The organism is Methylobacterium organophilum (assembly GCF_022179465.1).
Taxonomy (GTDB): Bacteria; Pseudomonadota; Alphaproteobacteria; order Rhizobiales; family Beijerinckiaceae; genus Methylobacterium; species Methylobacterium organophilum.
The window spans coordinates 46,162-72,311 of the sequence record NZ_BPQV01000008.1; the positions used below are offsets into that span (position 1 = coordinate 46,162).

The window sequence follows — 26,150 nt, forward strand, 5'->3', positions numbered from 1 at the left end:
GCCGCCTACTTCGGCTCCGTCTTCACCTGCGGAACCACGAAGCCGCCGGTCTTGATCGCCGACCGCCGCTCCTCCATCGCCGCCTCCGCCTCGGCGGGCGCCACGCCCTTCACATAGGCAATGTCGCTGCCGCCCTCCTTCATCAGCCCGTAGGCCGTGTAGTCGCGCCCCGCCGGCTTGCCGGCAGCGACATCGGCCAGCGCGGCATCGAGGATCGGCCGGAAGTTCCAGAGCGCGTTGGCGAAGACCGTGCCCGGATAGCGCGGGGTGTAGTCGATCAGCGATCCGACCGCCTTGATGCCGCGCTCCTTGGCGGCATCCGCCGTGCCGATGCGCTCGCCGAACAGGATGTCCGCCCCGGCATCGATCTGGGCGAGGCCGGCCTCGCGCGCCTTGGGCGGATCGAAGAAGGTGCCGATGAAGGTCACCCGGTGCTTGGCCTGCGGATTGACCGCCTTCACCCCGGCGGCGAAGGCGTTGATCAGCATGTTGACCTCGGGGATCGGCATGGCGCCGACCGAGCCCACGATATTCGACTTCGTCATCCGCCCGGCCAGCATGCCGGCGAGGTAGGCCCCGTCGAAGTTCCAGGTGCCGAAGGTGCCGAAATTGTCCCCTGCGGGCTGGCCGCTGGAGCCCATCACGAAGGCCGTCTTGGGGTAGTCGGCGGCGACCTCGCGCGCCAGCTTCTCGACCGGGAAGGTCTCGCCCACGACGAGCCGCGCCCCCTGCTCGGCATATTCGCGCATGGCGCGGGGATAGTCGGTACCCGAGACGCCCTCGGAGAAGACGTACTCGATCAGGCCCTCCCGGGCGGCGTCCTGCAGGGCCTTGTGGAGCACCGCGTTCCAGGCATTCTCGACCGGAGAGCCGTGGATGCCCGCGACCTTGAGGGGCGTGGCCGCCCGGGCGGGAACCAGGGAGCCGGCGCCGAGGGCCAAGCCGGAGGCCAGCACCGAACGCCGGGACACAAGACCTTTCTGCGCCATCGAACCCGATTCCCGTTTTTTACCATTTGGTAAAAAACAGCTAGAATCTGCCTAAAATACTGTCAAGTTTGCTTTCGCCCAAACAATGGGCATTGCCTGGCCCAATATCAGGCTGCCACACCGCAAAAGGCCAACCGCCCGCTCCGCAACAGGGGCGCGCGATGCGGGGTGATCCGTTCTAATCGGGCCGTCTCGGGGCAAGCGACATCGGCCGCACCGTCCTGCAGGACGATACGCGACAACACCTTCCTATCGAGAAGGCGCGGGCTCTAGCCGGATAATCTGTCTGAAGTCTTTGCGGATCAGCGCTTGAGGCCGCTGATGGTGCCCAGGAAAGGACTCGAACCTTCACCTCTTGCGAGACTGGTACCTGAAACCAGCGCGTCTACCAATTCCGCCACCTGGGCGCGCGGACCTTTGCGGTCGGCGACGGGGTTCGTTTAGGGGGCAACGGGCGGGGCGTCAATCGCTGAAATCGCCCCTTCGCCTCGAAAACGCTTCGGAGCCGCGCCCCGAAGGCCTCGAAGCCGAACCGCGAGGGCTTCGAGGCCGTCTCGCGGGGCTTCGGGCCGGCCGAAGGCGCCGCGGCCCACGCCGCGGCGCCTCCGAAAACCCGCCTCAGCCGCGCCAGTCGCGGATATCGACGAAGCGGCCGGCCACCGCCGCCGCGGCCGCCATGGCCGGGGAGACCAGGTGGGTGCGCCCGCGCGGGCCCTGGCGGCCCTCGAAATTGCGGTTCGAGGTGGAGGCGCAGCGCTCGCCCGGCTTCAACTTGTCCGGGTTCATGCCGAGGCACATCGAGCAGCCCGGCTCGCGCCAGTCGAAGCCCGCCGCCTTCAGGATCCGGTCGAGCCCCTCGGCCTCGGCCTGGGCCTTCACCAGGCCGGAGCCGGGCACGATCATGGCCGAGACCCGCTCGTGCACCTTGCGGCCCTCGACCACCTTGGCAACCGCGCGCAGATCCTCGATGCGCCCGTTGGTGCAGGAGCCGATGAAGACCCGGTCCAGTGCGATGTCGGTCATCTTCGTGCCGGGGGTGAGGCCCATATAGGCCAGGGCCTTCTCCTTGGACTGCCGCTTGTTCTCGTCGGCGATCGCCGCCGGATCCGGCACGGTGCCCTGAATCGAGACCACGTCCTCCGGGCTGGTGCCCCAGGAGACGATGGGCGGCAGGTTGGCCGCATCGAGCCGGATCTCCCGGTCGAAATGCGCGCCCTCGTCGCTCACCAGGCTCTCCCAGTAGCGCCGGGCGGCGTCGAAGGCGGGGCCCTTGGGCGCCTTCGGCCGGTCCTTCACATAGGCGAAGGTGGTCGCGTCCGGCGCGACCATGCCGGCCCGCGCCCCGCCCTCGATCGACATGTTGCAGATCGTCATGCGCCCCTCCATCGAGAGGGCGCGGATCGCCTCGCCGGCATATTCGATGACGTGGCCGGTGCCGCCGGCGGTGCCGATCTCGCCGATGATCGCCAGGATGATGTCCTTGGCGGTCACGCCGGGGGGCAGGGCCCCGTCGACGGTGACGCGCATGTTCCTGGCCTTGCGCTGGATCAGCGTCTGCGTGGCGAGCACGTGCTCGACCTCGGATGTGCCGATGCCGTGGGCCAGCGCCCCGAAGGCACCGTGGGTCGAGGTGTGGCTGTCGCCGCAGACGATGGTCTGGCCCGGCAGGGTAAAACCCTGCTCCGGCCCGATGATGTGGACGATGCCCTGGCGGCGGTCCAGCGCGTCGTAGAACTCGATGCCGAAATCGCGCACGTTCTCGGCGAGCGCCTCGAGCTGGGTGCGGCTCTCGGGATCCTCGATGCCCTTGCTGCGGTCCGAGGTCTGCACGTTGTGGTCGACGACGGCGAGCGTCTTGCCCGGGGCGCGCACCTTGCGCCCGGCCACGCGAAGCCCCTCGAAGGCCTGGGGGGAGGTCACCTCGTGCACGAGGTGGCGGTCGATGTAGAGGAGCGCGGAGCCGTCCGGCTGAACATCGACGACGTGGTCGTCCCAGATCTTGTCGTAGAGGGTGCGGGGCGCGGTCATGGCCTTCGGATCTTCATCGGGTGCATCATCCGCCCGGGCCGAAGCCCGACGACAGGGCTGCCGGCGAAATCTGCGTGGAGCGCTTCTAATAATATCGCGGGTGGGGTTTCGGAAGGGGGCCGGGCGCGGGGGTTGGGGTGAGGAGGCTCGCGGCCTTTGAGGGCCGTCGGACGCGTTACCAAGCGCGGGGAACCTCGTGCTCGGAGACGGATCGCGCGGCAGGCGCCACGAAGACGGTATCCGGGGCGGTCAGGGATCGAACGCGGCGGATTGCCAGCGAAACCGCCTGGGTCCGCCTCGCAGCCATAGTCTCTCCTCGATCGACTCAGCCACATCCCACGACCGGACGCTCTCGTTGCAAACCTTTCAGGTCTGGACGGGCTCGGGAGGCCCCCTGGAACCGCACGACCAAAACCGCCGCTTTCGACCCCGTGTAGACCTTGCGTCTGAAACGTGCGGGCGTCCGCACCACTCCGGATAGCGGACGCCATGACGCATGTCCTGCACAGCCGTCGAGCTGTGACGCACGGCACATCATTCAAGGTGACGCCGCAGATATCCGACCCATTATCTTGTAATTATTCTAGATTTATAATGTTACATTGCAGCAACAGGATTATTTCGAGTCTTATATAAGCAACAAATTCATTGTGACGGAAGCCTACATGCGGAATAGAGGTGACCGCCTGATGCGTTGAGTGCCGATCTGCTCGCAACGCTACACAACTTGGGATCACGTCTGCATGCCGAGCCACGGAAACCGTCGTGTCAGCCTCTGTCTTGCTCCGCTGATCATCGTCGGTATCGTGTCCCAAGCGATCGCGCAGGGGGAAGTCCGGCTCGATGAACTCTCCGTGGAGGCGCGCGGCAACGGGAGGCCTGTGCCGATGGCCTCGACAGCCGTCGTCGGACCGCCCCCGCCCGCCTATCCCGGCGGCGTGGTCGCCTCCGGCTCGCGCCTCGGGCTTCTCGGCAACCGCAACGTCTTCGACCAGCCGTTCAGCTCGACCAGCTACACCGAGAAGCTGGTCCGCGATCAGCAGGCCCGCAACGTTCAGGACGTGGTCAACAACGACCCTTCGATCCGAACCAACGTGCCGGCCTTTTCCGGCATCCTCGGCTTCTTCATCCGTGGCTTTCCGGTCTTCGCACAGGATATGGCCTTCAACGGCCTGTTCGGCGTGGCCGATTCCTTCAATCCGGCCATCGAGCCGATCGAGCGCGTCGAGGTGCTGCGCGGCCCCTCGACCCTGCTGTCGGGCGTGCCGCCCTTCGGGAATATCGGCGGCATCATCAACCTGATCCCGAAGCGGGCCGGGGACGAGCCGCTCAACCGCGTCACCCTCGGCTACGCCTCCGATGCGACGATCTACAAGGCCGTGGATTTCAGCCGGCGCTTCGGGGATGCCAAGGAATGGGGCATCCGCTTCAACGGCGCCTTCAACAACGGCAACACGCCGATCGACAACCAGAGCCTTCACTTCGGCATCGCCGCGCTCGCCCTCGATTATCGCGGCGAGCGCCTGCGGGCGAGCCTCGACCTCGGCTATCAGGAGCTGGATTTCACCTCGCCCCTGCGCAACCGCAACGTGGCCGCCGGAATCCGCATCCCCCGGGCGCCCGACCTGAGCCTGAACCAGCATCAGCCCTGGGAATACCGCGACAGCGCCAACCAGCAGCTCGCCACCCGGATCGAATACGATCTGACCCCGGACCTGACGCTCTACGGCGCCTATGGCCGCTCGAACTTCCGGCAGGAATATTTCGGCGGCGTGCTGACGATCTTCAACACGCGCGGCGATTACCGCGACCCGATCGGCTACCTGCCGTTCTACATCGTCAACCAGACGGCGGAGGCGGGCCTGCGCGGCACGGTCGAGACCGGCCCGATCAAGCACAGCTTCGGCCTCGCCGCCGTCGGCTTCTGGCAGGATCTCGCCCAGCCGGCCGCGCAGAATGTCGGCGCGACCATCGTGTCGAACCTCTATAATCCGGTCTACGTGGCCCCGCGCTCGACCATCGGCCTGTCGAACGCGACGCCGCGCACGTCGAGCCGGATCAACCGCAGCATCGCCATCGCCGACACCCTGTCGATCCTCGACGACAGGATCCTGCTCACGATCGGCGGGCGCTGGCAGAGCCTGGACGTGAATTCCTACAATCAGACCACCGGCTTCCGCACCGGAGCGAGCGAGAGCGGCGCGTTCTCGCCGGGTGTCGGCCTCGTGGTGAAGCCGGTGGAGCGGCTCTCGCTCTACGCCAACTACATCGAGGGACTGACCTCACCGGCTCCGCCGATTTCCGCGAGAAACGCCAACGAGGCCTTCCCCGCCGCAGTGTCCCGTCAGACGGAGGTCGGCGCCAAATACGATTTCGGCACGGTCGGCGTCGGCTTCGCTGCCTTCGAGATCGAGCAACCCTTCGGCTTCCTCAACCCGACCACGGCGATCTTCTCGGTCGACGGGCGCCAACGCAACAGCGGCGTCGAGCTGACCGTGTTCGGCGAGCCGCTCCCCGGCATCCGCGTGCTCGGCGGCGTCACCCTGCTCGACGGCGTGCAAGTGCGGGCGCAGGATCCGCGCAATGTCGGCCGGGTCGCGGTCGGCGTGCCGGATGCGCAGGTGAACCTCTACGGCGAGTACGACCTGCCGCCGGGCCTCATCCCGGGTCTGACCCTGACGGGACGGGTGATCTACACAGCCGCCCAGTACTACGACCTCGCCAATAACCAGAAGATCCCCGACTGGGCGACGCTCGATGTCGGGCTGCGCTATGCCACCACGTTCCAGGACCGGCCGCTGACCCTGCGGGCGAACGTGGTCAACGTGACGGGCAACAACTATTGGGCCTCGACCGGCCGTGGCATCCTGAGCCAGGGCACCCCACGGACCTTCCTGCTCTCGGCTTCGATGGATTTCTGAAAACGCGGACAGGCGTGCGCTTCTATAACCGCACTGTCCGCTAAGTCGCGCGATCCAGACCTTCATTCGGTGATGATCAAACGTCTGGTTCCGATCCTATCCAGATTTCGGTCAGCAGCGGTCCGATTGTCCGCTTATGTTAGCAATGAGACTTTCATTTGATCTGCATCAAATTTTTACATTGCAAGATATTCTTCAAATTTGATGGATATTTAGAGAAAAGATTCAGATTTTCATAAAATCAAAGCGCTTAAATACTGAATGATTGTATTATACAATATAAATCTTTTAAAAAATAAACTATTATTTACATCGATCGTATAATATAAATGCCGCCTCGGCACAACACTCTGTTAGGCGTTGGTTTTAGACGCACCGCTGGCTCCCCCTCACTGCCCCCCACAGCTCATATCCCCCTCCGGGCAATCCAGCTGGCCCTGGAGTTGGCGGGTGCGGGCCTCGGTGAGGCGGGTCTTGCACTCGGCCAGCACCATCGGGTGGATGGAGCCGTCGCGGGTGCCGAAGGTCTCGAAGGTGCATTCCTGGTCGCGGAAGGCGATCCAGCTGCGCTGGGCCTGGCGGAGCGCGTCCTGGCCGGCCGGCGAGAGTGTTTCGAGGAGACGGCCATAGGTGCGGTTGAGGGCCGCATCCGCCTTCGCGAAGCGTTGGCCGGCCTGCTGGTTCAGGTCGAACTGCGTCTGCGCGGCAGCCGGCCCCGCCAAGGCCGGCATCAGCCCAAGGGCCGGCATCAGCCCCAAGGCCGCGATCAGGCTCGGCCGGACAGGCATGCGGGGTCTTCCTCTCGCCGGTGGGGTGCGGGCCAAAGGCGGCCGCCGGCGGGATCGCCGGGGGGTGGAGGGTTTCAGATCCGGGGGGCGGCGTCGAGCGGGGGTTTTCAGGGATCCGGGATCGGCGCGGGGCGCGCCGGGGCCCCTTCTCCCCGCCCGCGGCGCTCGTGTTCACCCCTCTCATCGCGTGCCGGCTCGATCGGCACGGTCTGCGGCGGATCTTTCCTCTCCCCCCTGGGAGAGATGGCCGCGAAGCGGACGGAGAGGGCAGCGCGGTGTCCGGCATCGCCCGCGCTGCGCCCCCTCCACCCCGCTTCGCGCGGTTCCCCTCGCCCGAGGGCGAGGAAAGGCGCGCGCGGCCGCCGTGCCATAGGGCGATGGCGTGAAGGCCGGCCGGTGGGAGGCGCCCCCGGCGCTTCCGCTCGATTGCCCCTCCCCGGGCGCGGCGCTAAGGCCGGGGGGTTGCGTGGCCGTGAGGGAGCCCGGTTGCCGTGGGCGAGCGCCGAGAGACACCCGAGATCCTGCTCCTGAAGACGTTGCAGCCGAGCGTGATGGAGGCGCTCGCGGCGCGCTTCCGGCTGCACGCCCTGCACGCGGCAGCGGACCGGGACGCCTTCCTGCGGGAGGTCGGGCCGAACATCCGCGGGATGGCGGTGGCGGCGCATGCGCCGATCGACGCCGCCCTGCTCGACCGGCTGCCGCGGCTCGAGATCGTGTCGAGCTTCGGAGTCGGCTACGAGACCATCGACGTGGCCGAGGCCGCCCGGCGCGGGGTGATCGTCACCCACACGCCGGACGTGCTCTCCGACGAGGTGGCCGACCTCGCCCTCGGGCTGCTGCTCGCCACCGTGCGCCAGATCCCCCAGGCCGACCGCTACCTGCGGGCCGGGCGCTGGCTCCAAAAATCCTATCCGCTGACCGCGACCCTGCGGGAGCGCCGGGTCGGCATCCTCGGGCTCGGGCGGATCGGGCTCGCCATCGCCAAGCGGCTGGAGGGCTTCGGGGTGGCGATCGCCTATCACGGGCGCCGGAAGCGGCCGGAGATCCCCTACGCCTATCACGACAGCCTGATCGGGATGGCCGAGGCCGTCGACACCCTGATGATCGTGGCCCCGGGCGGGCCGGAGACCCGGGGGCTGGTCGATGCCGCCGTGCTGGCCGCGCTCGGGCCGGAGGGCATCGTCGTCAACGTGGCCCGCGGCAGCCTCGTCGACGAGCCGGCCCTGATCGCCGCGCTCCAGGCGGGCACGATCCACGCCGCCGGGCTCGACGTCTTCGCCGGGGAGCCGCATGTGCCGGAGGCGCTGCTGGGGCTGGAGAATGTGGTGCTGCTGCCCCATGTCGGCTCCGGCTCGGTCCATACGCGCCGGGCGATGGGGCGGCTTCAGGTCGACAACCTGATCGCCTGGTTCGACGGCAAGGGGCCGCTCACCCCCGTGCCCGAGACGCCCTGGACGCCACGATGAAGATCCCCGCCACCGCCTGCGCCCTCGCCTGCGCCGCCTGGCTGAGCGCCGCCCCCGCCCGCGGGCAGGAGCCCCCGGGGACCGGGATGGCCCTGCCGGAGGGCGAGGCCCCGGCCCTCGGGCGGACGCTGCCCGATTCCTTGAGCGAGGCGGAAGGCACCTGGGACCTCGCCAACGAGGGCGGCAGCCGGCGCTGCATGCTCACCCTCTCCCTGGAAAGCGGGCCGAACGGGCGCGCCGTGCGCTTCCCTGCCGGCTGCCGGCGGGCGCTGCCCCTGCTCGGCAAGGTGGCGGGCTGGCTGATCGGCGACGGCAAGATCCGCCTCGTCGACAGCAATGTGCGCCCGCTCCTGATCTTCTCGAAGAGCGCGGACGAGCGCAGCCTCACGGCCAGCGCCGAGGACGGCACCCGCTACCATTTCGTGCCCCTCCAGATCGCGCTGATGGCGCCGAAGCCGGCCGCGGGCGAACCGCAGGCCCCGGCGGAAGCGGAGGCGGGGGCGAGCCGCACCATCCCCGGCGCGGCGCCGGTTCTGCCCGCCGACGCCCTGAGGCCGGCCGAAGCCGCCGCACCGCCCGCCCCGGCACCGGCCCGGGCCGGCTTCACCCCGGGGATCTACGCCCTCGACCGCTTCGCCGAGAGCGACACCTGCCGGCTCTCCCTGGAGCCCGGCGCCGATCCGTCTCCGGCCCGGCTGATGCCCGAATGCCGGGACCGCGGCATCAAGACCTTCGACCCGGTCTCCTGGCACTTCGCCGACGGCCACCTCACGCTCAAGGCCCGCCGCGGCCACGCCCTGGCCCTGGTCCGGACCCCGGACGGCACCTGGCGGCGCGACCCGGATGTCGGCACCACCTTCGTGCTGCGGCGGGTGGGGCCCTAGCCCTTGTCGAACGGGTTCTTGGTGGTGCGCAGGGACAGGCGGATCGGCGTGCCGGGCAGGTCGAAGGTCTCGCGCAGGCCGTTGACGAGGTAGCGGGTGTAGGATTTCGGCAAGGCGTCGAGCTGGTTGCCGAACAGGGCGAAATGCGGCGGCCGGCTCTTCACCTGGGTCGCGTAGCGGATCTTGATGCGCCGGCCCGAGACGGCGGGCGGCGGGTTGCGCTGCACGGCATCGGTGAGCCAGGCGTTGATCTTGGCGGTGGGCATGCGCTTCTCCCACACCTCGGAAGCCCCGACCACGGCCTGCATCAGCCGGTCGATGCCCTCGCCGGCGAGCCCCGAGAGCGGCACCACGGCGACGCCGCGCACCTGCGGCAGCAGGCGGGTGCAATCCTCCCGCAGGGTCTTGAGGAGGCCGGGCTGGTCGGCGACGAGGTCCCACTTGTTGAGGCCGATCACCAGGGCGCGGCCCTCGCTCTCGACGAGATCGACGATGGTGAGGTCCTGCTTCTCGAAAGGAATGGTCGCGTCGAGGAGCACCACCACCACCTCGGCGAAGCGCACGGCGCGCAGGCCGTCCGAGACCGCGAGCTTTTCCAGCTTGTCGTCGATGCGGGCGCGGCGGCGCATGCCGGCGGTGTCGTGCAGCTTGATCTTGCGGCCGCGCCAGATCCAGTCGAGGGAGATGGAATCGCGGGTGATGCCCGCCTCCGGGCCGACCAGAAGCCGGTCCTCGCCGAGCATGCGGTTGATCAGCGTCGACTTGCCGGCATTGGGCCGGCCGACGATGGCGACGCGCAGGCTGCGCCCGCCGGGGCCCTCCTCCGCATCCTCGTCCTCCGCGTCGGGCTCGGGCAGGGCCTCCCGCAGGGCGTCGTGCAACTCGCCCAGGCCCTCGCCATGCTCGGCGGAGAAGGGGATCGGGTCGCCGAGGCCGAGGGCGAAGGATTCGTAGGCGCCGGCCATGCCGGCCCCGCCCTCCGCCTTGTTGGCGATCAGGATCACCGGGCAGCCGGCCCGGCGCACCAGTTCGGCGAAGGGCTGGTCGGCGGGGAGCAGGCCGGCCCGGGCGTCGATCACGAACAGGACGACATCCGCCTCGAGGATCGCCGCCTCGGTCTGGGCGCGCATGCGGCCGGTGAGCGAATCGGCATCCGCCTCCTCCAGGCCGGCGGTGTCGATCACCCGGAACTTGAGGCCGCCGAAGGCGACGTCGCCCTCGCGGCGGTCCCGGGTCACGCCGGGCCGGTCGTCGACCAGGGCGAGCTTGCGGCCGACGAGGCGGTTGAACAGGGTCGACTTGCCGACATTCGGGCGGCCGACGATCGCGACGGTCGGCAGATCCATGGGGTCAGTTCCGGTCAAGAGGCGTCCGGCGCCCGCGAAGGGCCGCCGGAGAGAGCAGGTTTAAAAGCATCAACGGGCGAAGGGGAATGCCCTTCGCCCGATGGAACGGGATGGCGGTGGCGGAAGACCCCTACCGCGTGATCGGCGGGGGCGCCGCGGCCTCGGGCTGGGCCGCGGTGAGCGTGACCGGGCCGCCGGCCACCAGGGCCTCGTAGACCTCGATGCGCTGGCGCAGGCCCTGCGGGGTCTCGCCGTCCTCGGCGATCTGCCCGAACCACTTGGCCGCGCCGTCATAGTCGCCCTTGCGCAGGGCGGTCAGCCCCAGCATCTCGCGGGCGGTGTGGCGGAAGATGCCGGTGGGGGCGGCGAGCCCCTGCAGGCTCGCCAGCGCCGGGGCCGGATCGGCCGCATCGAGCCGCAGCAGGGCGGCGCGCAGCCGGGCGAGCTCCTGCAGGCCGTCGCCCACCGCAGGATCGGTGGCGAGCTTGTCGTAGGCCGCAGCGGCACCGGCGGCATCGGTCTTCGAGGTCTCGGCGGCGGCGCGGAAGCGGGCGAGCACGGCGTAACCCTTCGGCCCCTCCGTCTCCAGCGCGGCGAAGGCCTTGCCGGCCTCGGCGCTGTTGCCGCCCTGGGCGAGCTTGGCCGCCTTGTCGAACTGCTCGGAGGCAGCCTCCGCCCGCGTGCGCTGGACATGCTCCCAGTAGCGCCAGCCGCCCACGCCCGCGACGAGGAGCACGGCGAGGGCGATGAACAGCCCGCTGTAGCGCTTCCAGACCTTGGCGATCTGGTCGCGGCGATAATCCTCGTCGACCTCGCGGAAGAACTCGTTGTTCTCGGCCATCGTCCCTCGGGCGCCGCTCCGGCGCCGATCCCTCGTGGAGCCCTGCCCGCCTGCGTTGCGCCGGGCCCGGCTCCAAAACCTGTCATTCGCGGCGGCCCCGTTCCGCCGGACCATCCCCGGCCCGGCACAGAGCGCTCACGCCGCCGCCGCGCCTAGCACAGTCGGTTCCGGTTGGCGACTGGGCGGGGTTTTGAGGGGTGGGAGGCCGGAAGGGCGAAGTTCGAGGCGCGGTGCGGTTCCCTCGCGCGATCGTAGGCAGATATCTGGCGGGGGTTGGACGCGACCTGCGACCGGGCTGGCTTAGGTTCGCTCTACGCCCCGAGCGAAGATGTCGGCTGTACCGATCAAGGTCTTCTGGGAGTGGAAAGCGGCGATTCGCTCGCCGCCCGCAAGCGGACGTGCCGCCTTGTCCCCACAACCGGTCATTTGACCGTGTTCCGCCGCATCTTCGAAGCAGACATGGACGCCGTGCTGGCGTGGACACGGCGCGCCTGTACCGAGCGCTCCACGCCCAGATGGCACTTGCGGCAACCTCGAGCATTGCCTTGCGCAGAAGGCCCGATCCTGCGAGGCGCGACACGCATGCTTCCCGTTCCAGCCTGGCTGATGCGCCGCGAGACGCTGCTCCTGGCGGCCACCCTCGCGGTCGGTGCGAGCGCGGTCGCGGCCTGGTACCTCTTGCAGGCCAGCGTGCTCACCATCGCGGTCGCCCCGCGGGACGGCACGGAGCCGGAGCTGATCAAGGCCTACGCCGATGCCCTGGACGCGGGCCAAGAGGGCGTCCGCCTCAAAATCCTCTCCTTCGACGACGTGCGCGAGAGCGCGGCTGCCCTTCAGGACGGGCGCGCCGACCTCGCGGTGGTCCGGCCCGATGTGCTGCTCCCCACCAACGGGCTGACGCTCGCGATCCTGCGCGATCAGGCGATGATCATCGCCTCACCGGCACAGGCTGGCATCAAGAGCTTTCCGAAGCTTGCCGGCAAGCGGCTCGGCATCGCGGCCCACCGGGACGCCGACTTCTCGCTTTTGAAAAACATCCTCGGCTACCACGGCCTGGCCCTCGATACCGAAGCGGCCGGCGGGCCCGTCCGGGAGGGCGCAGTCCATCTCGTCCGGGTCGATCAGGATGCTGTCGCAGCTGCATTCCGCGACAAGCGGATCGATGCTTTCGTCAGCATCATCGCACCCTCGGCACCCAAAGCTTTGGCCCTGGTGGGTGCCGTACGCTCGGTTGCCCGCAACGGCAAGATCGAGTTCGTGGCGGTCGAGGACGATGGCGCCATCATTGAGCGCTTCCCGCGCCTTCAGGCCGTGACGATCCCGGGCGGCCTCTTCGCGGGTGACCCCAAGCTGCCCGCCGACGACGTGAAGACGGTGGGAGCCTCCTACCGACTGATGGCGCGCGCCTCCCTCAGTCGCGTCGTGGCGGCCGATGTTACGCAGCAGCTCTTCGAGAAGCGCACTGCGGCCACCGAGAAGACGGATGCCGCCGAGTACGTCCAGGCGCCGGCCTACGACACGACCGCCGCGGCGACGAGCGCGCGTGTCCCGATCCATCCTGGGGCCATCGACTACTACGAGCGCGAGCAGCACGGCTTCGTCGACCGCTACGGCGACACCCTCTACCTGCTCGGCGCTCTGGCCGGCGGCTTGTTCTCGGCGCTCGCATGGCTGCGCCAGCGCTTGTCCAGCCTGCGCCGCGAGCGGATCGACGAGATCATTGACCGTTTGCTGGAGGTCACCGAGCAGGCCCGGACGCTGACAGATCCGGCAGCCATCGAGGCGCTCAATGTCGAGGTCGACCGGCTTGCCACGGACGTTGTGCGCTACGCTCGGGAGCGCGACCCGGACGAGCGGACGATGTCAGCGGTCTCGATTGCCATCGACACGGCCAAGGCGACGATCAAAGACTGCCGCCATCTCGCATCCCCTTCCAAAGATCAGGGGTCGCTTCGATCGCTGAGACCTCTTCTTGCGCATGGATCGGACGCGTGAGCGAACGGGGTCAGCAAGGTTGCTGGCAAGCAGACGTTGCAAAGGGCCGGAAGCGGCCGCCCCTCCGCGCCGGCGGCGCACCGCGCCCCCTCAGCCCTGCCCCGGCCAGGCCTGCACGCCGATCAGGAGCGGGTGCAGGTACTTGCCGAAGACGAACCAGACCACGAGGCCGCCGAGGACGGCGGTGATGTCGCGGCGCCAGCCGGCGGGGGCGGGCTTCGGCAGCTTGGCGACGGGCTCGTCCCGGCGGCGCTTCAGGCTGATCCGCGCCGAGACCGCCCAGGCCAAGAAGCCGCCGAAGAGCAGGATCGAGCCGAGATCGCCGTTGGCGATCAGATGCGCCGTCGCCCAGATCTTCACGCCGAGCAGCATCGGGTGCTTCACGGCGGCCTGGATGTGGCTCGGCTTCTTGCCCGCGGCGGCGAGGCTGATGAAGGCGAAGAGCGTGAGCAGCACCGCGAGATGGCGCGTCCAGACCGGCGGGTCCCAGACCGGGATCATGCCGTTCGCCCGGTAGAGCTGATAGCCGTAGACCGTGAGCCCGAGGCCGAGGATCGACAGGGCGGTGTAGCCGAGCTTGTACCCGTTCTCGCCGAAGCGGCCGATCAGCCCGGCGCGCGGGCCCCGCAGCATGGTGAAGGCATGCGTGCCCAGGAACAGCACGAGACCGAGGATCAGGATCGCCATGCGTGCACCCGGAACGGTTGGCTGTGGATGCGGCGCCCCCTTCGGGCGAGCGCCAAGCTCTTTGTAACCGTTCAAGACACTAGACTTGGCCGCTTTGTCCAGGCCGACACGATGACCCACCGCCGCGCCGGCCTTCTTCTCCTGCTGGCCCTGCTGCTTCCCGCGACGCTGCCCGCCCGGGCGGGCACCGAGCCGCCGCTCTCGGCCCTGACCCTGGTCGGGCCGCCGGTGCCGATCTTCCGCGCGCAAAAGGATGCCTGCGACGGGGCCGACGTGCCCGATGCCTCCGCCCGCGCCTTCCGGGAGGCGGGGGGCGGGCTCGCCCTGTTCGGGCTGCATTACCGCAACCGGCGCCTGCGCGGGCCGGACTTCGACCATCTCCGGATCGATTGCGGGGTCGTGCTCGAGTCGGGGGAGAAGCCCGATCCGGCCGCCTATGACGACCGCTCCTGGATCACCGCGACCTGGACCGAGGACGGCACGGCCGTCGCCGCCCTGCTCCACCACGAATACCAGGCCAACGCGCATCCGGGCCGCTGCCGCTCGAAGGTCTATCTGGAGTGCTGGTACAACACGATCACCGCCGCCGCCTCGCGGGACGGCGGCGCCCGCTTCACCCGGACGGACCCGCCCGCGGTGGTGGCCGCCGCCCCCTTCCGGCAGGAGGTGGACCAGGGCCGGCACCGGGGCTTCTTCAACCCCTCCAACATCGTCGGCGACGGGCGCTGGCGCTACGTCTTCGTCTCGACCACGGGCTGGGAGCGGCCGGGCAGCGACCAGGCGGGGGGCGCCTGCCTGTTCCGCACCGACGACCCCGCCGATCCCGGCCGCTGGCGGGCCTGGACCGGGCGCGGCTTCAGCGCCGCCTTCCCCGACCCGTACCGAACGCCCGTCAAGCCGCCGGCGACCTGCGCAGCCATCGCCCCCTTCCCCGCCCCCGTGGGCGCCGTGGTGCGCCACCGCGGCACCGGGGCCTGGATCGCCGTGTTCATGGCCAAGGCCGGCGGGCTGTTCCCGCAATCGGGCTTCTACTGGACGAGCTCGCGCGATCTCCTGACCTGGGACGCCCCGCGGCTGCTCCTCGCCGGGCCCACCCTCTACGACGATCCCTGCGGGGCCGGCGGCGGGCTGATCGCCTATCCCGCCCTGCTCGATCCGCAGGCGGAGGGGCGCAACTTCGACGATGTCGGCGACACAGCACTCCTCACCTACGCGACCCTGCGCGTCGAGGGCTGCGCCATCACCTCCGACCGCGACCTCGTGAAGCGGCCCGTGGCGATCAAGGTCTGGCCCTGACCCGCCTCGCCCGGGCGGCGCCCTCCCCTCAGCCCCCGAGCGCGATCGCCCGGGCGAAGGCGGCGGCGAAGCCGGACATCGGGACCGTGATCGTGGTCGGCTCCGTCGCCTCGGGCTTGGTGCCGGACACGGTGAGGTTCTGGGCGGTCTTCATCGTGTCGGTGGCAAGCGTCGGCAGGCTGATCGGCACGAGGCAGCCATCGTTGACGCAGAAGGAATAGGGCGCGCCCTTGCCCAGCGCCCGGTCGTCGAGCTTGAAGCTCACGCCCGGCTCGATCTGGAGGCCGAAAGGCATCAGGATCAGGCCCTCGGCCCGGCCGTCCTTCGGGGTGCGCAGCTCGATGCTGAACTGGCGGCGGCCGGTGCGGCGGTCGCCCTGGGACTGGATGACGACGCAGTCCGGCTTGCCCTCGGTGCGGTTGCAGTTGACGTTCCAGTCGCCGTAGCTCTCGCTGACGGCGCTGGCGCCGTTGGGCCAGGGGGCCGAGCCGGCCGCGGCCTGGCCCGGCTCCAGCAGCGTGCCCTCCTGCCCGGCGGCCTTGGCCGCCTCCTCTTTCTTCGGGGCGGGCTTCGGCCGGGGCTTGGGCTTGGCCTTGGGGGCGGGGGCCGCCTCCGGCGCGGCCTCGGGGGCGGCTTCCGGCGCCGCGTCCTGGGCGAGGGCCGGCCCGGCGAGGGCGAGGCTCAGGCTCAGCAGGGCGGCGCGGGCGGACAGGAGATGCGACGGCATGCGGGACGGCCTCTCGAGCACGGGATGGTCACGTTTTCCCGCGCCGCCTAGCTCCGCAGGCGCGACGATGCAATCGCACCCTCGACGGTTTTCCCGCTGTTGTGTCCTGTTCGACCGGTCTACTCTGGAATGTCTCCAAGCAATGCCGCCTACTCAGGCTTGCGCAATCCTCCCGGTCCGCAGACAAAGGCCGCTACAACTGAACAATGCACGATCCTGCACTTGCCGATCCTTGGAAGAGCGGCGATGCAGGACGGCCGTGAGAAGGGCCCGACATGCGCGACATCTACGCCTTCGCCCCCCGGGACGCGGCGGGCGAGCCCCATGCCCTCGACCGCTACCGCGGCAAGGTGCTCCTGATCGTCAACACCGCCTCGAAATGCGGCTTCACCCCGCAATACGAGGGGCTGGAGGCCCTGTGGCGGCGCTACGGCGCGGCGGGGCTGGTGGTGCTCGGCCTGCCCTGCAACCAGTTCGGCGCCCAGGAGCCGGGTGATGCGGCGGAGATCGCGCAGTTCTGCTCCCTCACCTACGACGTCACCTTCCCCGTCCTCGCCAAGGTGGCGGTGAACGGCGACGGGGCCGAGCCGCTCTACGAGCACCTGAAGCGGGAGAAGGCGGGGCTGCTCGGCACCCGGGCGATCAAGTGGAACTTCACCAAGTTCCTGGTCGGCCGCGACGGGACGGTGCTCGCCCGTTTCGGCCCCCGGACGAAGCCCGCCGCGCTCACGGACGCCATCGAGACAGCCCTCGCCGCGCCGGCCTGAGGCCCGGAGGCCCGCCGGAACGGTTCAGCTCGCGCGCTCGTTTGCTTCCGTACGAACGACAGCCAGGAGTTGATCCATGCGCCTGACGCTTCCCCTTGCCGCGGCCCTCATGGCCGCGGCTGCCCCGGCGCTCGCCCAGACCACGATCATCGAGCGCGACGAGCCCGCCGTGGTCGTGCGCGATCGCCCCGCCGCGGTGATCGAGCGCCGCGACGTCGAGGTCCCGCCCCGCGTCGGCGGCTGCGAGCGCACCACCGTGACCCGCGAGAACGACGACGGGGACCGCGAGACGGTCCAGAAGGAGCGCTGCGACTGAGCGCGCATCGCTTTGCCACGCCCATCCTTACCGATGCGCGCGAACCGCCCCCGGGCGCCGCATCGTCCGGACCCATCGCGCCCCGGGCGGAGCGCCCGCGACGAACGAGCTTGAAAACGTTTTCATGCGTTTCTGGTATGCCAGGTACGCGCGGAACCGGTTTGTGCGGCGCAGCGTGAGGTGGCAGAAGGTCGTCACCCACCGCCGCGATGGCGTCGCGACGGTGTGCCCTTCATTGGGCGTTTCCTCCCTAGACTTCGGGCCGCTCCTTCGTGGAGCGGCCTCTTTTATGTCTGGGTAGCCCCGCCACCGGATCTCCCCCTCTTCTTCTAGGAACGCGCGACCACCGCCGCGTCATCCCGAGACAGGGGCTCCTAAGCTTCGAGCCGGTCCGCCACATCCTCTGCCAGCGAGAGCGAGGCCGTCAGCCCCGGGCTCTCGATGCCGAAGAGATGCACCAGCCCCGTCAGGCCGTGCTCCGCGGGACCCTCGATCCTGAAATCGGCGGCCGGCGCCTCCGGGCCGGTGAGCTTCGGGCGGATGCCCGCATAATCCGGAACCAGGGCGCCCTCCGGCAGGCCGGGCCAGTAGCGCCGGATCGCCGCCGCGAAGGAGGCCGCCCGGGCTGGATCGACGGCATAGTCCACCTGCGCCGGATCGACGGTGTCGAGCCATTCCACATCGGGGCCGAAGCGCATGCGCCCGGCGAGATCGAGGGTGAGATGCGTGCCGAGGCCGCCCACCACCGGCGCCGGATAGATCAGCCGCGAGAAGGCGGGCCTGGCGGCGCAGCCGAAATAGTTGCCCTTGGCCAGCACCAGGGGCGGCACCCGCTCCTGCGGAAACCCCTCCACCGCCCGGGCCAGGGCCTGCGCGCCGAGCCCGGCGGCGTTCACCACGGCATCGACGGCGAGCGTCTCCTCCCCGAAGCGCAGGCGCCAACCGGCGCCCTCGGGGCCGAGCCCGTCGATGCGCGTGCGGAGGGCGAGCACGCCGCCGGCCGCCTCGAGGTCGCCCTGGAGCGCCAGCATCAGGGCATGGCTGTCGACGATGCCGGTCTCCGGCGACTCGAGGGCGGCGACGCAGGCGAGGTTCGGCTCGCGGGCGCGGGCCTCGGCGCCCGCGATCAGGCGCAGGCCCTCGACGCCGTTGGCGCGGCCCTTCTCCAGGATGGATTCGAGGGTCGCGACCTCCGCCTCCCCCGTCGCCACGATGAGCTTGCCGCAGCGGCGATGGGGCACGCCGTGGCTCGCGCAGAAGGCGTAGAGCCGGCGGCGGCCTTCCACGCAGTGGCGGGCGCGGAGGGAACCGGCGGGGTAGTACATCCCGGCATGGATCACCTCGGAGCTGCGGGAGGAGATGCCGGTGCCGATCGCCTCCGCCGCCTCGGCCACGATCACCGCATGGCCGCGCCGGGCCAGCGCCCGCCCGACGGCGAGCCCGACCACCCCCGCTCCGACGACCAGAACCTCCATCACGCGCGATCCGATGCTGTTGGGCCTGCTCACCGGCCGATCATCGGCCAGATAGACGAGAACCGCAGAGGCGGCACCTTGCGTGAGCACTTGGGCCCCTGCCGCCATCCCACGCCGCACGGGCCGCATGCATACCGGGAATTGGCGCAATGCAGCACCGAGGCTAGAAGGGCAGGATCCGCAATCGACCGTGACCGGCCCGAATCGGCCGGCCCGTGCCGGCGCTCCCCGCCCGGCCCTCACGCTCCGGCTTCCTCAAGGCCCCGCCCCGTGCCGTTCCCGACTCTTCCGGCCCCGCTCGCGCGGGCGCTCGCCGATCGCAACTATGCCGAGCCCACGCCGGTGCAGCAGGCCGTGCTCGACACGGAGGCCGGCCGCGACCTGCTCGTCTCCGCCCAGACCGGCTCGGGCAAGACGGTGGCCTTCGGCCTCGCCATCGCCGAGACCCTGCTCGCGGGCGCCGAGACCCTGCCGCCCCCCGACGCGCCCCTGGCGCTCGCCATCGCCCCGACCCGGGAGCTCGCCCTGCAGGTGCAGCGGGAGCTGTCCTGGCTCTACGCCGCCACCGGCGCCCGCGTGGTCGCCAATGTCGGCGGCATGGATCCGCGCAAGGAGGCCCGGGCGCTCGATGCCGGCGCCCATATCGTGGTCGGGACGCCGGGCCGCATCCGCGACCATCTGGAGCGCGGGCGCCTGCGCACGGAGGCCCTGCGCGCCGTCGTCCTCGACGAGGCCGACGAGATGCTCGACATGGGCTTCCGCGAGGATCTCGAATTCATCCTCTCGGCCACGCCCTCCGAGCGGCGCACGCTCCTGTTCTCCGCCACCCTGCCGAAGCTGATCGTGGCGCTGGCCGAGCGCTACCAGCGCGATGCCCTGCGGCTGGCCGTGGCCGGCGAGACCCGGGGGCATGCCGACATCGCCTACCGGGCGGTGCGCGTGCTGCCGCGGGAGATCGAGCACGCGGTGGTCAACGTGCTGCGCTACGTCGATGCGCCGACCTCCATCGTCTTCTGCAACACCCGCGACGGCGTGCGCCATCTCCAGGCCTCGCTCAACGAGCGCGGCTTCTCGGCGGTGGCGCTCTCGGGCGAGCTCGGCCAGGGCGAGCGCAACGCCGCGCTCCAAGCCCTGCGCGACGGCCGCGCCCGGGTCTGCGTCGCGACGGACGTCGCCGCCCGCGGCATCGACCTGCCGGGCCTCGACCTCGTGATCCATGCCGACCTGCCCCACGACGCGGAGGTGATGCAGCACCGCTCCGGCCGCACCGGCCGGGCCGGCCGCAAGGGCACCAGCGTGCTGCTGGTGCCCCCGGCCCGGCGCCGGCGCGCGGAGCAGATGTTCGCCATCGCCAAGGTGAACCCCTCCTGGAGCGGGCCGCCCACGGCCGACGAGATCCGCGGCCTCGACCGGGAGCGCATGCTCGCCGACCCGCTGCTCACCGAGCCGGTCTCGGAGGAGGACAAGGACTGGGCCGAGGCGCTGCTCGCCAACCTCGCGCCGGAGGTGCTCGCCGGGGCGCTCGCCCGGATCTACCGCTCCCGCATCCCCGTGCCGGAGGAGGTGACCGAGCTCGCCGCCGACCCGCCGCGGCGGGAGCGCACCGCCCTGGAGCGCGACCAGGCCCTGGCCCTCGGCGCGCCGCGGGTGGGCGAGGACGGCCCCTCCGCCTGGTTCCGGCTCAATCTCGGCAAGCGCGACAATGCCGAGCCGCGCCGCCTGCTGCCGATGCTGACCCGGCGCGGCCAGATCGGCCGCGGCGATATCGGCGCGATCCGCATCTTCGAGCGCGAGACCAAGTTCGAGATCCGCGGCAGCGCGGCCGCCGCCTTCGCCGAGGCCTTCCGGCACCGCGGCTCGGACGACCTGCAGATCGAGCGCGTCCCCGGCGACGAGTCGCCCCCGCCCAAGAAGCACAAGAGCCCCCGGGCGACCAAGCACGCCCGCCGCGCGGGCAAGTAGAGCCCGCGCACTCAGCCCCGACGCCTTCGCGAGCGGAAACGGTCGCTTCGCCCTCTTGGGGCGGAGCCGACGCGCGCCCTCTCCGGAGGGGGCGCCGCCGCTGGGTTGCTTCGCGGGTGCCTGAAACGGCGAGCGGCGCGCGCGCCGCCCCGTCAGTTTTCGTCGCTCTGGCCGCCGAACAGGTTGCCGACCGCCTTCACGCCGTCGCTGAGGGCGCGGGCGCCGGGGATCTTCACGCCGAGGAGCTCGGGCTCGTCCGGGGCCGCCGGGGCGTGGCTGGCGGCCTCGCCGGGGGGCTGGGCGGCGGCGACGGCCTTGGTCGCGGGCTTCTTGTTGGCAGGCGGCGCCGGCTGCGCGGCGGCGGCCTTCTTCGGCGCGGGTGTCGCCGCGGCGGGCTTCTCGGCGGAGGGCAGCGAGACGAAGGTGCTCGGCCGCTCGTCCTTCGCCTTCACGGTCTCGGACTTGGCCGGGGCGATGAGCTTGGCGGTGCGGGCCGGCGTCACGGCGGGCGCGGCCGCCTCGCCCGCGCCGACCATGGCGGCATTGGCGATGGGCAGCGGCGGGCGGGCGGCGGGCGCGGCGGGACGCGGCTTCTCCGCGGCCAGCTTCGCAGGGGCAACGGGCTTGGAGGCCTCGGCCTTGGGCGCCTCGGCCACGGGCTTCGCGGCCTCGACCGGCGGCTTCGGCGCCTCGGCCACGGGCTTGGGCGCTTCGGGAACGGGCTTCGGCGCCTCGGCCCGGACCGGGAGCGGCGCGGCGGCGGGCACCGGCGCGGCCTGCGGGGCCTCGGCCCGGATGCTGTCGGGGCTCGGCAGCGAGACGGCCGGCTGGTCCTTGGCCGTGCCGTCCTTCGCGGCCAGGGCGGGCACGCCGTCCTTCAGGTCCGGCCAGCTCGCGGCGACGGCGCCGTTGCGGGCGGCGCGGGCGCGGGGATCGGCCAGGTCCGAGAAGAAGCTGAAGGCCCCGACGGAGAAGGCGAGCAGGCCGAGGCCGGCGATGCCGCCGAGGACGAACAGGCCGGTCTTGCGGCCGGCGGCGGCCGGGGCGCGCTCCTCGGCGGCGCGGGTCTCGGAAGGATGGAGGGCGACCGTCATGAGGTCGGGCTTTCGAGCGTTGATCGTCACGACGAAGCGACCCTGACAATGCGGCGGCAAGATGTCGGAAGGACCGGCGACAGTGATGAGGAGTCGCGTTCCCCCACGAATCTGATGAAGCACATGGGTTTAAGATCTGGTCACCGGACGTGACTTCACACGTCCCAAGCTGGCTCAATCCGAAGACTCTGGCAGGACTCGAACACCCCGACTCGGGCGACGCGTCCCGCCCGGAGGCGCCCCCTCGCCCGGGCAAGGTGGCCCGCCGGCGCTTCGAGAACCTCCCGGACAGGGGCACGACAATAAGAGATTCCTCAGTGCAGCTCGAGGCCCCAGCCGGGCTAGCAAGATGGACTTTCGGCGACCAATCGGCCACGCTGCCCGGCCGACGCGAAACGCCTTCCATTCGAGCCGCTTAACCGTGACCGCACCCCGCACGGCCGCTTCCCGACCCGGCGATCCGGCCCGCAAGCGGGGCTGAGGGAGGCGGCGATGGGCCAGAGGCCGGATCACGACGCCTTCGAGGCCGCGCGCCAGGAGCGGCCCCCGGCCACCCGGGGCGCCCTGCCCTTCTGGGCCGGGCTGTCCACGCGGATGCGGCTGATCCTGGTGGTGCTCGCCATCGACCTGGTCGCGGCCATCGCCACCTGCGGGGTCATCGTGCTCAACGCCCGACAGGCGGTGAAGGTGGAGATGCGCGCCTCCCTCGCCACCGTCGAGCCCCTCGTCTCGGACACGATCCGCCTGGCCCGGGCGCCCAGCCCCGAGAGCCTGCTCCACACCCTGGATCTGCGCTTCCAGACCCTGCGCCACGTCCGCGTCGCCGTGTTCGACGCCGCCGGCCAGCGGGTGACCATCGACGAGCCAGGGCTGCGCCGCCGCCCGCGGGAGGCGCCGCACTGGTTCGTGCAGCTGATCGCGCCGCCGGTGGAGCAGCATCAGGTGCCGATCGTGGCCGGCGGGGCGACCATCGGCACGGCCCGCATCACCACCGAGCCGGGCGACGAGATCGAGGAGAGCTGGGACGACGCCGTCTCCCTGTCGCTGGCGAGCCTGCTCCTCAACGTCGCGGTTCTGGCCGCGCTCTACCTCGCCTTCGGGCGGCTGCTGAAGCCGCTGCACGGCCTCGCCGAAGGGCTGACCCAGCTGGAGCGGCACGACTACACCGCCCGCCTCGACCCGCCGACCTCCCGCGAGCTCGCGGTGATCACCGAGCGCTTCAACAGCGTGGCCGGGGCGCTGAGCGAGGCCCGCTCCGCCAACAACCGCCTGAACCGGCAGCTCCTGACCGCCCAGGACGACGAGCGCCGCCGCACCGCCCTGGAATTGCACGACGAGTTCGGGCCCTGCCTGTTCGCCCTCGAGGCCAATGCCGCCTCCGTGGCCCGGCTCGCCCAGGCCCCGGAGCCCGACCGCGCCAAGCTCGCGGCCCGGGCCGGCGACATCGCCGGCATCGTCGGGCAGGTGCAGACGCTCAACCGCGACCTGCTCAACCGCCTGCGCCCCCACGCCCTGGGCGAGGTCCCCCTGCCGCAATGCCTCGACCTGCTCCTGCGGGATTTTTCCCGCCGGCATCCGGGCACGCGCTTCGAGGGCCATTTCGAGGATCTCGGCCGCGGCTACGGCGACGTCGTCGACCTCACCGTGTTCCGCTGCATCCAGGAGAGCATGACCAACGCCGTGCGTCACGGCGCCGCCCGCCATGTCCGCGCCGAGGCCGGCGAGACGGCGCGGGGGCTGACGGTGAGCGTGCGGGACGACGGCAGCGGCCTCGCCCCCGACCACCGCACCGGCCTCGGCCTCTCCGGCATGCGCGAGCGCGTGGAGGCCCTCGGCGGCAGCTTCACCCTTGACAATGCCGCGCCGGGAACCGTTGTCCGGATCACGATCCCGATCGATCCGGAGCGGGGCGAGGACCAGGCCGCCGGACACCCGGCCCCGGCCGCGACGCCCTCTCTCGAGACGAAGCCCGCGACATGACTGCGCTTGCGATGAAGACCCCCGCCGACTCCCTCGCCAAGGGCACCCCCGCCGAGACCGTGCTCGTGATCGACGATCATCCGATCGTCCTCCAGGGCTGCCGCCGCGTGCTGGAGGATGCCGGCATCGAGAGCGTGGCCGAGGCGACCGGCACGGTCGCCGGCTACCGCCTGTTCCACCGCCTGCGCCCGAAGGTCGTGATCTGCGACCTCACCTTCCAGGGCAGCGGATTGGCCGGCCTCGCCCTGATCCGCCGCATGCGCGCCGTGGAGCCGGGCACGCGGGTGCTCGTGTTCTCGATGCACAACGACCCGGTCATCGTCTCGCGCGCCCTCGAAGCCGGGGCGCTCGGCTACGTGCTCAAGGACCACGCCTCCAACGAGCTGTTCCAGGCCTTCGAGCAGGTGCGCAAGGGCGAGGTCTTCCTCGACCGCCGGCTCGCCACCGAGGTGGCGATGCTGCGGGCCGACCCGCGCCGCACCCCCGAATCCCAGCTCACCCCCCGCGAGCAGCAGATCCTGGCCCGCCTCGCCCAGGGCAAGTCCTACGGCGCGATCGCGGCCGACCTCTCGGTCAGCTACAAGACCGTCACCAATGCCTGCTCGCAGATGCGCCAGAAACTCGGCGTGCGCACCCTGGCCGAGCTGATCCACGTGGCCGTGACCCAGGCGCAGCGGCAGGGGTGAGACGTCGCCTCCGGTTGCGTAGAGGGGGTCGAGCGCCTTTCCTTCCCCTCTGGGGAAGGTGGCCGCGAAGCGGACGGACGAGGCGGCACCGAAGTACCCGGCATCGAGCGCGGCGCGCGCCTCCACCGCGCTCCGCGCGGTCCCCCCTCGCCCAGAGGGCGAGGAGAGGCCCGCACGGTCTTCTGTTCATGCGGGTCGCGGAGGCGAAACCCTCATCCGGGACCGTGGGCACGGTCCCGGACTCTGCCGACCTTACCGGCTCGGGTAGTTCGGGCTCTCGCGGGTGATGGTCACGTCGTGGACGTGGCTCTCGCGCAGGCCGGCATTGGTGATGCGCACGAACTGCGCCTTCTCCTGGAATTCCGGCACGCTCGGCGCGCCGACATAGCCCATCGCCGCGCGCAGGCCGCCGGCGAGCTGGTGCAACACCGCGGCGACCGGGCCCTTGTAGGGGACCTGACCCTCGATGCCCTCCGGCACGAGCTTGTGGGTGTCGCTCACCTCCGCCTGGAAGTAGCGGTCCGCCGAGCCGCGGGCCATGGCGCCCACCGAGCCCATGCCGCGGTAGCTCTTGTAGGAGCGGCCCTGGTACAGGAACACCTCGCCCGGCGCCTCGTCCGTGCCCGCGAGCAGCGAGCCGAGCATCGCCACCGAGGCGCCGGCGGCGATCGCCTTGGCAAGGTCGCCCGAGAATTTGATGCCGCCATCGGCGATCACCGGCACGTCGGCGTCGTGGGCCGCCTCCACCGCCTCCATCAGCGCGGTCAGCTGGGGCACGCCCACGCCGGCCACGATGCGGGTGGTGCAGATCGAGCCCGGGCCGATGCCGACCTTGATGGCGTCCGCGCCCGCATCGATCAGCGCCTGGGCGCCCTCGCGGGTGGCGACGTTGCCGGCGACGATCTGCACGGCGTTGGAGAGCGCCTTCACCCGGCGCACGGCGTCGAGCACCTTGATCGAGTGGCCGTGGGCGGTGTCGACCACCACCACGTCGCAGCCGGCATCGATCAGGCGCTCGGCCCGTTCGAAGCCCTGGTCGCCGGTCGTGGTTGCGGCGGCGACGCGCAGGCGGCCCTGCTCGTCCTTCACCGCGTTCGGGTGGGCGACCTGCTTCTCCATGTCCTTGACGGTGATCAGGCCGATGCAGCGGTAATGGTCGTCGACCACCAGCAGCTTCTCGATCCGGAACTGGTGGAGCAGGCGCTTGGCCTCGTCCTGGGTCACGCCCTCGCGCACGGTGATGAGGCGGTCCCGCGTCATCAGCTCGGCCACCGACTGGCCGCGCTCGGTCGCGAAGCGCACGTCGCGGTTGGTGAGGATGCCGACGAGCTTGCCGCGGGAGCCGTTGGGGCCGCGCTCCACCACCGGGATGCCGGAGATGTTGTGGAGCTTCATCACGCTCAGCGCGTCGGCCAGCGTCTCGTCCGGATGGATGGTGATCGGGTTGAGCACCATGCCCGACTCGTACTTCTTGACGAGGCGGACCTGCTCGGCCTGCTCGGCCGGCTCCAGGTTGCGGTGGATGACGCCGATGCCGCCGTTCTGCGCCATGGCGATAGCCATGGGCGCCTCGGTGACCGTGTCCATCGCCGAGGAGACGATCGGCAGGTTCAGGTGGATCGAGCGGGTGAGGCGCGATGCGACCGAGACCTCGGTCGGCATCACCGACGAGGCTGCGGGGCGCAGGAGCACGTCGTCGAAGGTCAGACCCTCGATGATCGAGTCTGCGCTGAAACGGGCCATGAGCCAACTCCGGATTTTCAGGAACGTTCGCCGGAGGTTGCTGGTGCCGGCGGATCGGATTGGCACGTGCCAGTATCACGCGACCTTCCCGCACGCAAAGGCGGCAAGCCCGCTGCACAGGGGGAAAACGACGGGTCAGCCCTGCATTCCCGGAAGGGA

At 70.6% G+C, this 26,150-nt stretch carries 20 protein-coding genes and 1 tRNA gene; 10 read left to right on the plus strand and 11 right to left on the minus strand.

Features of this window, described 5'->3' with window-relative positions; all coding sequences use genetic code 11:
* Positions 1–5: 5 nt before the first annotated feature.
* The 3 genes from MFF21_RS14240 to leuC all read right to left on the minus strand — a co-directional run bounded on the left by MFF21_RS14240 (position 6) and on the right by leuC (position 3,017).
* The gene (locus tag MFF21_RS14240; protein ID WP_238311791.1) at positions 6–989 is read right to left on the minus strand and encodes a BMP family protein; all 984 of its coding nucleotides are present in this window, start codon (positions 987–989) and stop codon (positions 6–8) included.
* Between the two features lie 322 nt (positions 990–1,311).
* Positions 1,312–1,396, minus strand: a tRNA-Leu gene (locus tag MFF21_RS14245).
* Between the two features lie 211 nt (positions 1,397–1,607).
* Complete coding sequence (gene leuC, locus MFF21_RS14250; RefSeq protein ID WP_238311792.1) at positions 1,608–3,017, minus strand: 3-isopropylmalate dehydratase large subunit; 1,410 nt, start codon at positions 3,015–3,017, stop codon at positions 1,608–1,610.
* An 887-nt stretch (positions 3,018–3,904) separates the two neighbouring features.
* Here leuC and MFF21_RS14255 point away from each other — a divergent pair.
* Positions 3,905–5,938: a TonB-dependent receptor gene (locus tag MFF21_RS14255; protein WP_238311793.1), complete on the plus strand. Its 2,034-nt coding sequence runs from the start codon at positions 3,905–3,907 to the stop codon at positions 5,936–5,938.
* Between the two features lie 389 nt (positions 5,939–6,327).
* Here the strand turns inward: MFF21_RS14255 and MFF21_RS14260 are convergent, their stop codons facing one another.
* On the minus strand, positions 6,328–6,726 hold the full coding sequence (locus MFF21_RS14260) for a lysozyme inhibitor LprI family protein (protein WP_238311794.1): 399 nt from the start codon (positions 6,724–6,726) through the stop codon (positions 6,328–6,330).
* A 551-nt stretch (positions 6,727–7,277) separates the two neighbouring features.
* Here MFF21_RS14260 and MFF21_RS14265 point away from each other — a divergent pair.
* Both MFF21_RS14265 and MFF21_RS14270 read left to right on the plus strand, forming a co-directional pair.
* On the plus strand, positions 7,278–8,192 hold the full coding sequence (locus tag MFF21_RS14265; RefSeq protein WP_238311969.1) for a 2-hydroxyacid dehydrogenase: 915 nt from the start codon (positions 7,278–7,280) through the stop codon (positions 8,190–8,192).
* A complete protein-coding gene (locus MFF21_RS14270; protein ID WP_238311795.1) occupies positions 8,189–9,076 on the plus strand; it encodes an AprI/Inh family metalloprotease inhibitor in 888 nt (295 codons plus the stop codon). The genes MFF21_RS14265 and MFF21_RS14270 overlap by 4 nt, the downstream gene beginning before the upstream one ends.
* Here MFF21_RS14270 and der read toward each other — a convergent pair.
* Positions 9,073–10,422, minus strand: coding sequence for a ribosome biogenesis GTPase Der (gene der / locus MFF21_RS14275; RefSeq protein ID WP_238311796.1), 1,350 nt, complete (start codon positions 10,420–10,422; stop codon positions 9,073–9,075). The genes MFF21_RS14270 and der overlap by 4 nt on opposite strands.
* Positions 10,423–10,552: 130 nt before the next feature.
* The gene (locus MFF21_RS14280; RefSeq protein WP_238311797.1) at positions 10,553–11,263 is read right to left on the minus strand and encodes a tetratricopeptide repeat protein; all 711 of its coding nucleotides are present in this window, start codon (positions 11,261–11,263) and stop codon (positions 10,553–10,555) included.
* A 582-nt stretch (positions 11,264–11,845) separates the two neighbouring features.
* Between MFF21_RS14280 and MFF21_RS14285 the strand changes: the two genes are divergently transcribed.
* Entirely contained in the window at positions 11,846–13,258 is a 1,413-nt protein-coding gene (locus MFF21_RS14285; protein ID WP_238311798.1) for a TAXI family TRAP transporter solute-binding subunit, read from the plus strand.
* A gap of 90 nt (positions 13,259–13,348) precedes the next feature.
* Here the strand turns inward: MFF21_RS14285 and MFF21_RS14290 are convergent, their stop codons facing one another.
* On the minus strand, positions 13,349–13,945 hold the full coding sequence (locus MFF21_RS14290; RefSeq protein ID WP_238311799.1) for an NnrU family protein: 597 nt from the start codon (positions 13,943–13,945) through the stop codon (positions 13,349–13,351).
* 111 nt (positions 13,946–14,056) lie between these two features.
* Between MFF21_RS14290 and MFF21_RS14295 the strand changes: the two genes are divergently transcribed.
* Positions 14,057–15,241, plus strand: coding sequence for a DUF4185 domain-containing protein (locus MFF21_RS14295; protein WP_238311800.1), 1,185 nt, complete (start codon positions 14,057–14,059; stop codon positions 15,239–15,241).
* 28 nt (positions 15,242–15,269) lie between these two features.
* Here MFF21_RS14295 and MFF21_RS14300 read toward each other — a convergent pair whose 3' ends face one another.
* Positions 15,270–15,968, minus strand: a complete 699-nt coding sequence (locus MFF21_RS14300; protein WP_238311801.1) for an invasion associated locus B family protein — start codon at positions 15,966–15,968, stop codon at positions 15,270–15,272.
* 275 nt (positions 15,969–16,243) lie between these two features.
* Between MFF21_RS14300 and MFF21_RS14305 the strand changes: the two genes are divergently transcribed.
* Both MFF21_RS14305 and MFF21_RS14310 read left to right on the plus strand, forming a co-directional pair.
* On the plus strand, positions 16,244–16,735 hold the full coding sequence (locus MFF21_RS14305; RefSeq protein WP_238311802.1) for a glutathione peroxidase: 492 nt from the start codon (positions 16,244–16,246) through the stop codon (positions 16,733–16,735).
* 76 nt (positions 16,736–16,811) lie between these two features.
* Positions 16,812–17,051 (plus strand): hypothetical protein, encoded by a 240-nt coding sequence (locus MFF21_RS14310; protein ID WP_238311803.1) that lies wholly within the window; start codon positions 16,812–16,814, stop codon positions 17,049–17,051.
* Between the two features lie 374 nt (positions 17,052–17,425).
* Here the strand turns inward: MFF21_RS14310 and MFF21_RS14315 are convergent, their stop codons facing one another.
* A complete protein-coding gene (locus tag MFF21_RS14315) occupies positions 17,426–18,526 on the minus strand; it encodes an NAD(P)/FAD-dependent oxidoreductase (RefSeq protein ID WP_238311971.1) in 1,101 nt (366 codons plus the stop codon).
* A 270-nt stretch (positions 18,527–18,796) separates the two neighbouring features.
* Here MFF21_RS14315 and MFF21_RS14320 point away from each other — a divergent pair, with 270 nt between their 5' ends.
* On the plus strand, positions 18,797–20,488 hold the full coding sequence (locus MFF21_RS14320; protein ID WP_238311804.1) for a DEAD/DEAH box helicase: 1,692 nt from the start codon (positions 18,797–18,799) through the stop codon (positions 20,486–20,488).
* A gap of 152 nt (positions 20,489–20,640) precedes the next feature.
* On the opposite strand, the gene MFF21_RS14325 is transcribed toward MFF21_RS14320, so the two are convergent.
* Entirely contained in the window at positions 20,641–21,582 is a 942-nt protein-coding gene (locus tag MFF21_RS14325; protein WP_238311805.1) for a hypothetical protein, read from the minus strand.
* Positions 21,583–22,074: 492 nt separating this feature from the next.
* Here MFF21_RS14325 and MFF21_RS14330 point away from each other — a divergent pair, with 492 nt between their 5' ends.
* Both MFF21_RS14330 and MFF21_RS14335 read left to right on the plus strand, forming a co-directional pair.
* A complete protein-coding gene (locus MFF21_RS14330) occupies positions 22,075–23,562 on the plus strand; it encodes an ATP-binding protein (protein WP_373325019.1) in 1,488 nt (495 codons plus the stop codon).
* Between the two features lie 11 nt (positions 23,563–23,573).
* Positions 23,574–24,248 (plus strand): response regulator transcription factor, encoded by a 675-nt coding sequence (locus MFF21_RS14335; protein WP_238311975.1) that lies wholly within the window; start codon positions 23,574–23,576, stop codon positions 24,246–24,248.
* A 252-nt stretch (positions 24,249–24,500) separates the two neighbouring features.
* Here the strand turns inward: MFF21_RS14335 and guaB are convergent, their stop codons facing one another.
* A complete protein-coding gene (guaB, locus tag MFF21_RS14340; RefSeq protein ID WP_238311806.1) occupies positions 24,501–25,991 on the minus strand; it encodes an IMP dehydrogenase in 1,491 nt (496 codons plus the stop codon).
* Positions 25,992–26,150 lie beyond the last annotated feature (159 nt).

What these genes read in the sequence shown, in the direction of transcription:
- MFF21_RS14240 (WP_238311791.1), bottom strand. Translation starts at nt 989, where the DNA reads ATGGCGCAGAAAGGTCTTGTGTCCCGGCGTTCGGTGCTGGCCTCCGGC.
- leuC (WP_238311792.1), bottom strand. Translation starts at nt 3,017, where the DNA reads ATGACCGCGCCCCGCACCCTCTACGACAAGATCTGGGACGACCACGTC.
- MFF21_RS14255 (WP_238311793.1), top strand. Translation starts at nt 3,905, where the DNA reads ATGGCCTCGACAGCCGTCGTCGGACCGCCCCCGCCCGCCTATCCCGGC.
- MFF21_RS14260 (WP_238311794.1), bottom strand. Translation starts at nt 6,726, where the DNA reads ATGCCTGTCCGGCCGAGCCTGATCGCGGCCTTGGGGCTGATGCCGGCC.
- MFF21_RS14265 (WP_238311969.1), top strand. Translation starts at nt 7,278, where the DNA reads ATGGAGGCGCTCGCGGCGCGCTTCCGGCTGCACGCCCTGCACGCGGCA.
- MFF21_RS14270 (WP_238311795.1), top strand. Translation starts at nt 8,189, where the DNA reads ATGAAGATCCCCGCCACCGCCTGCGCCCTCGCCTGCGCCGCCTGGCTG.
- der (WP_238311796.1), bottom strand. Translation starts at nt 10,422, where the DNA reads ATGGATCTGCCGACCGTCGCGATCGTCGGCCGCCCGAATGTCGGCAAG.
- MFF21_RS14280 (WP_238311797.1), bottom strand. Translation starts at nt 11,263, where the DNA reads ATGGCCGAGAACAACGAGTTCTTCCGCGAGGTCGACGAGGATTATCGC.
- MFF21_RS14285 (WP_238311798.1), top strand. Translation starts at nt 11,846, where the DNA reads ATGCTTCCCGTTCCAGCCTGGCTGATGCGCCGCGAGACGCTGCTCCTG.
- MFF21_RS14290 (WP_238311799.1), bottom strand. Translation starts at nt 13,945, where the DNA reads ATGGCGATCCTGATCCTCGGTCTCGTGCTGTTCCTGGGCACGCATGCC.
- MFF21_RS14295 (WP_238311800.1), top strand. Translation starts at nt 14,057, where the DNA reads ATGACCCACCGCCGCGCCGGCCTTCTTCTCCTGCTGGCCCTGCTGCTT.
- MFF21_RS14300 (WP_238311801.1), bottom strand. Translation starts at nt 15,968, where the DNA reads ATGCCGTCGCATCTCCTGTCCGCCCGCGCCGCCCTGCTGAGCCTGAGC.
- MFF21_RS14305 (WP_238311802.1), top strand. Translation starts at nt 16,244, where the DNA reads ATGCGCGACATCTACGCCTTCGCCCCCCGGGACGCGGCGGGCGAGCCC.
- MFF21_RS14310 (WP_238311803.1), top strand. Translation starts at nt 16,812, where the DNA reads ATGCGCCTGACGCTTCCCCTTGCCGCGGCCCTCATGGCCGCGGCTGCC.
- MFF21_RS14315 (WP_238311971.1), bottom strand. Translation starts at nt 18,526, where the DNA reads ATGGAGGTTCTGGTCGTCGGAGCGGGGGTGGTCGGGCTCGCCGTCGGG.
- MFF21_RS14325 (WP_238311805.1), bottom strand. Translation starts at nt 21,582, where the DNA reads ATGACGGTCGCCCTCCATCCTTCCGAGACCCGCGCCGCCGAGGAGCGC.
- MFF21_RS14330 (WP_373325019.1), top strand. Translation starts at nt 22,075, where the DNA reads ATGGGCCAGAGGCCGGATCACGACGCCTTCGAGGCCGCGCGCCAGGAG.
- MFF21_RS14335 (WP_238311975.1), top strand. Translation starts at nt 23,574, where the DNA reads ATGAAGACCCCCGCCGACTCCCTCGCCAAGGGCACCCCCGCCGAGACC.
- guaB (WP_238311806.1), bottom strand. Translation starts at nt 25,991, where the DNA reads ATGGCCCGTTTCAGCGCAGACTCGATCATCGAGGGTCTGACCTTCGAC.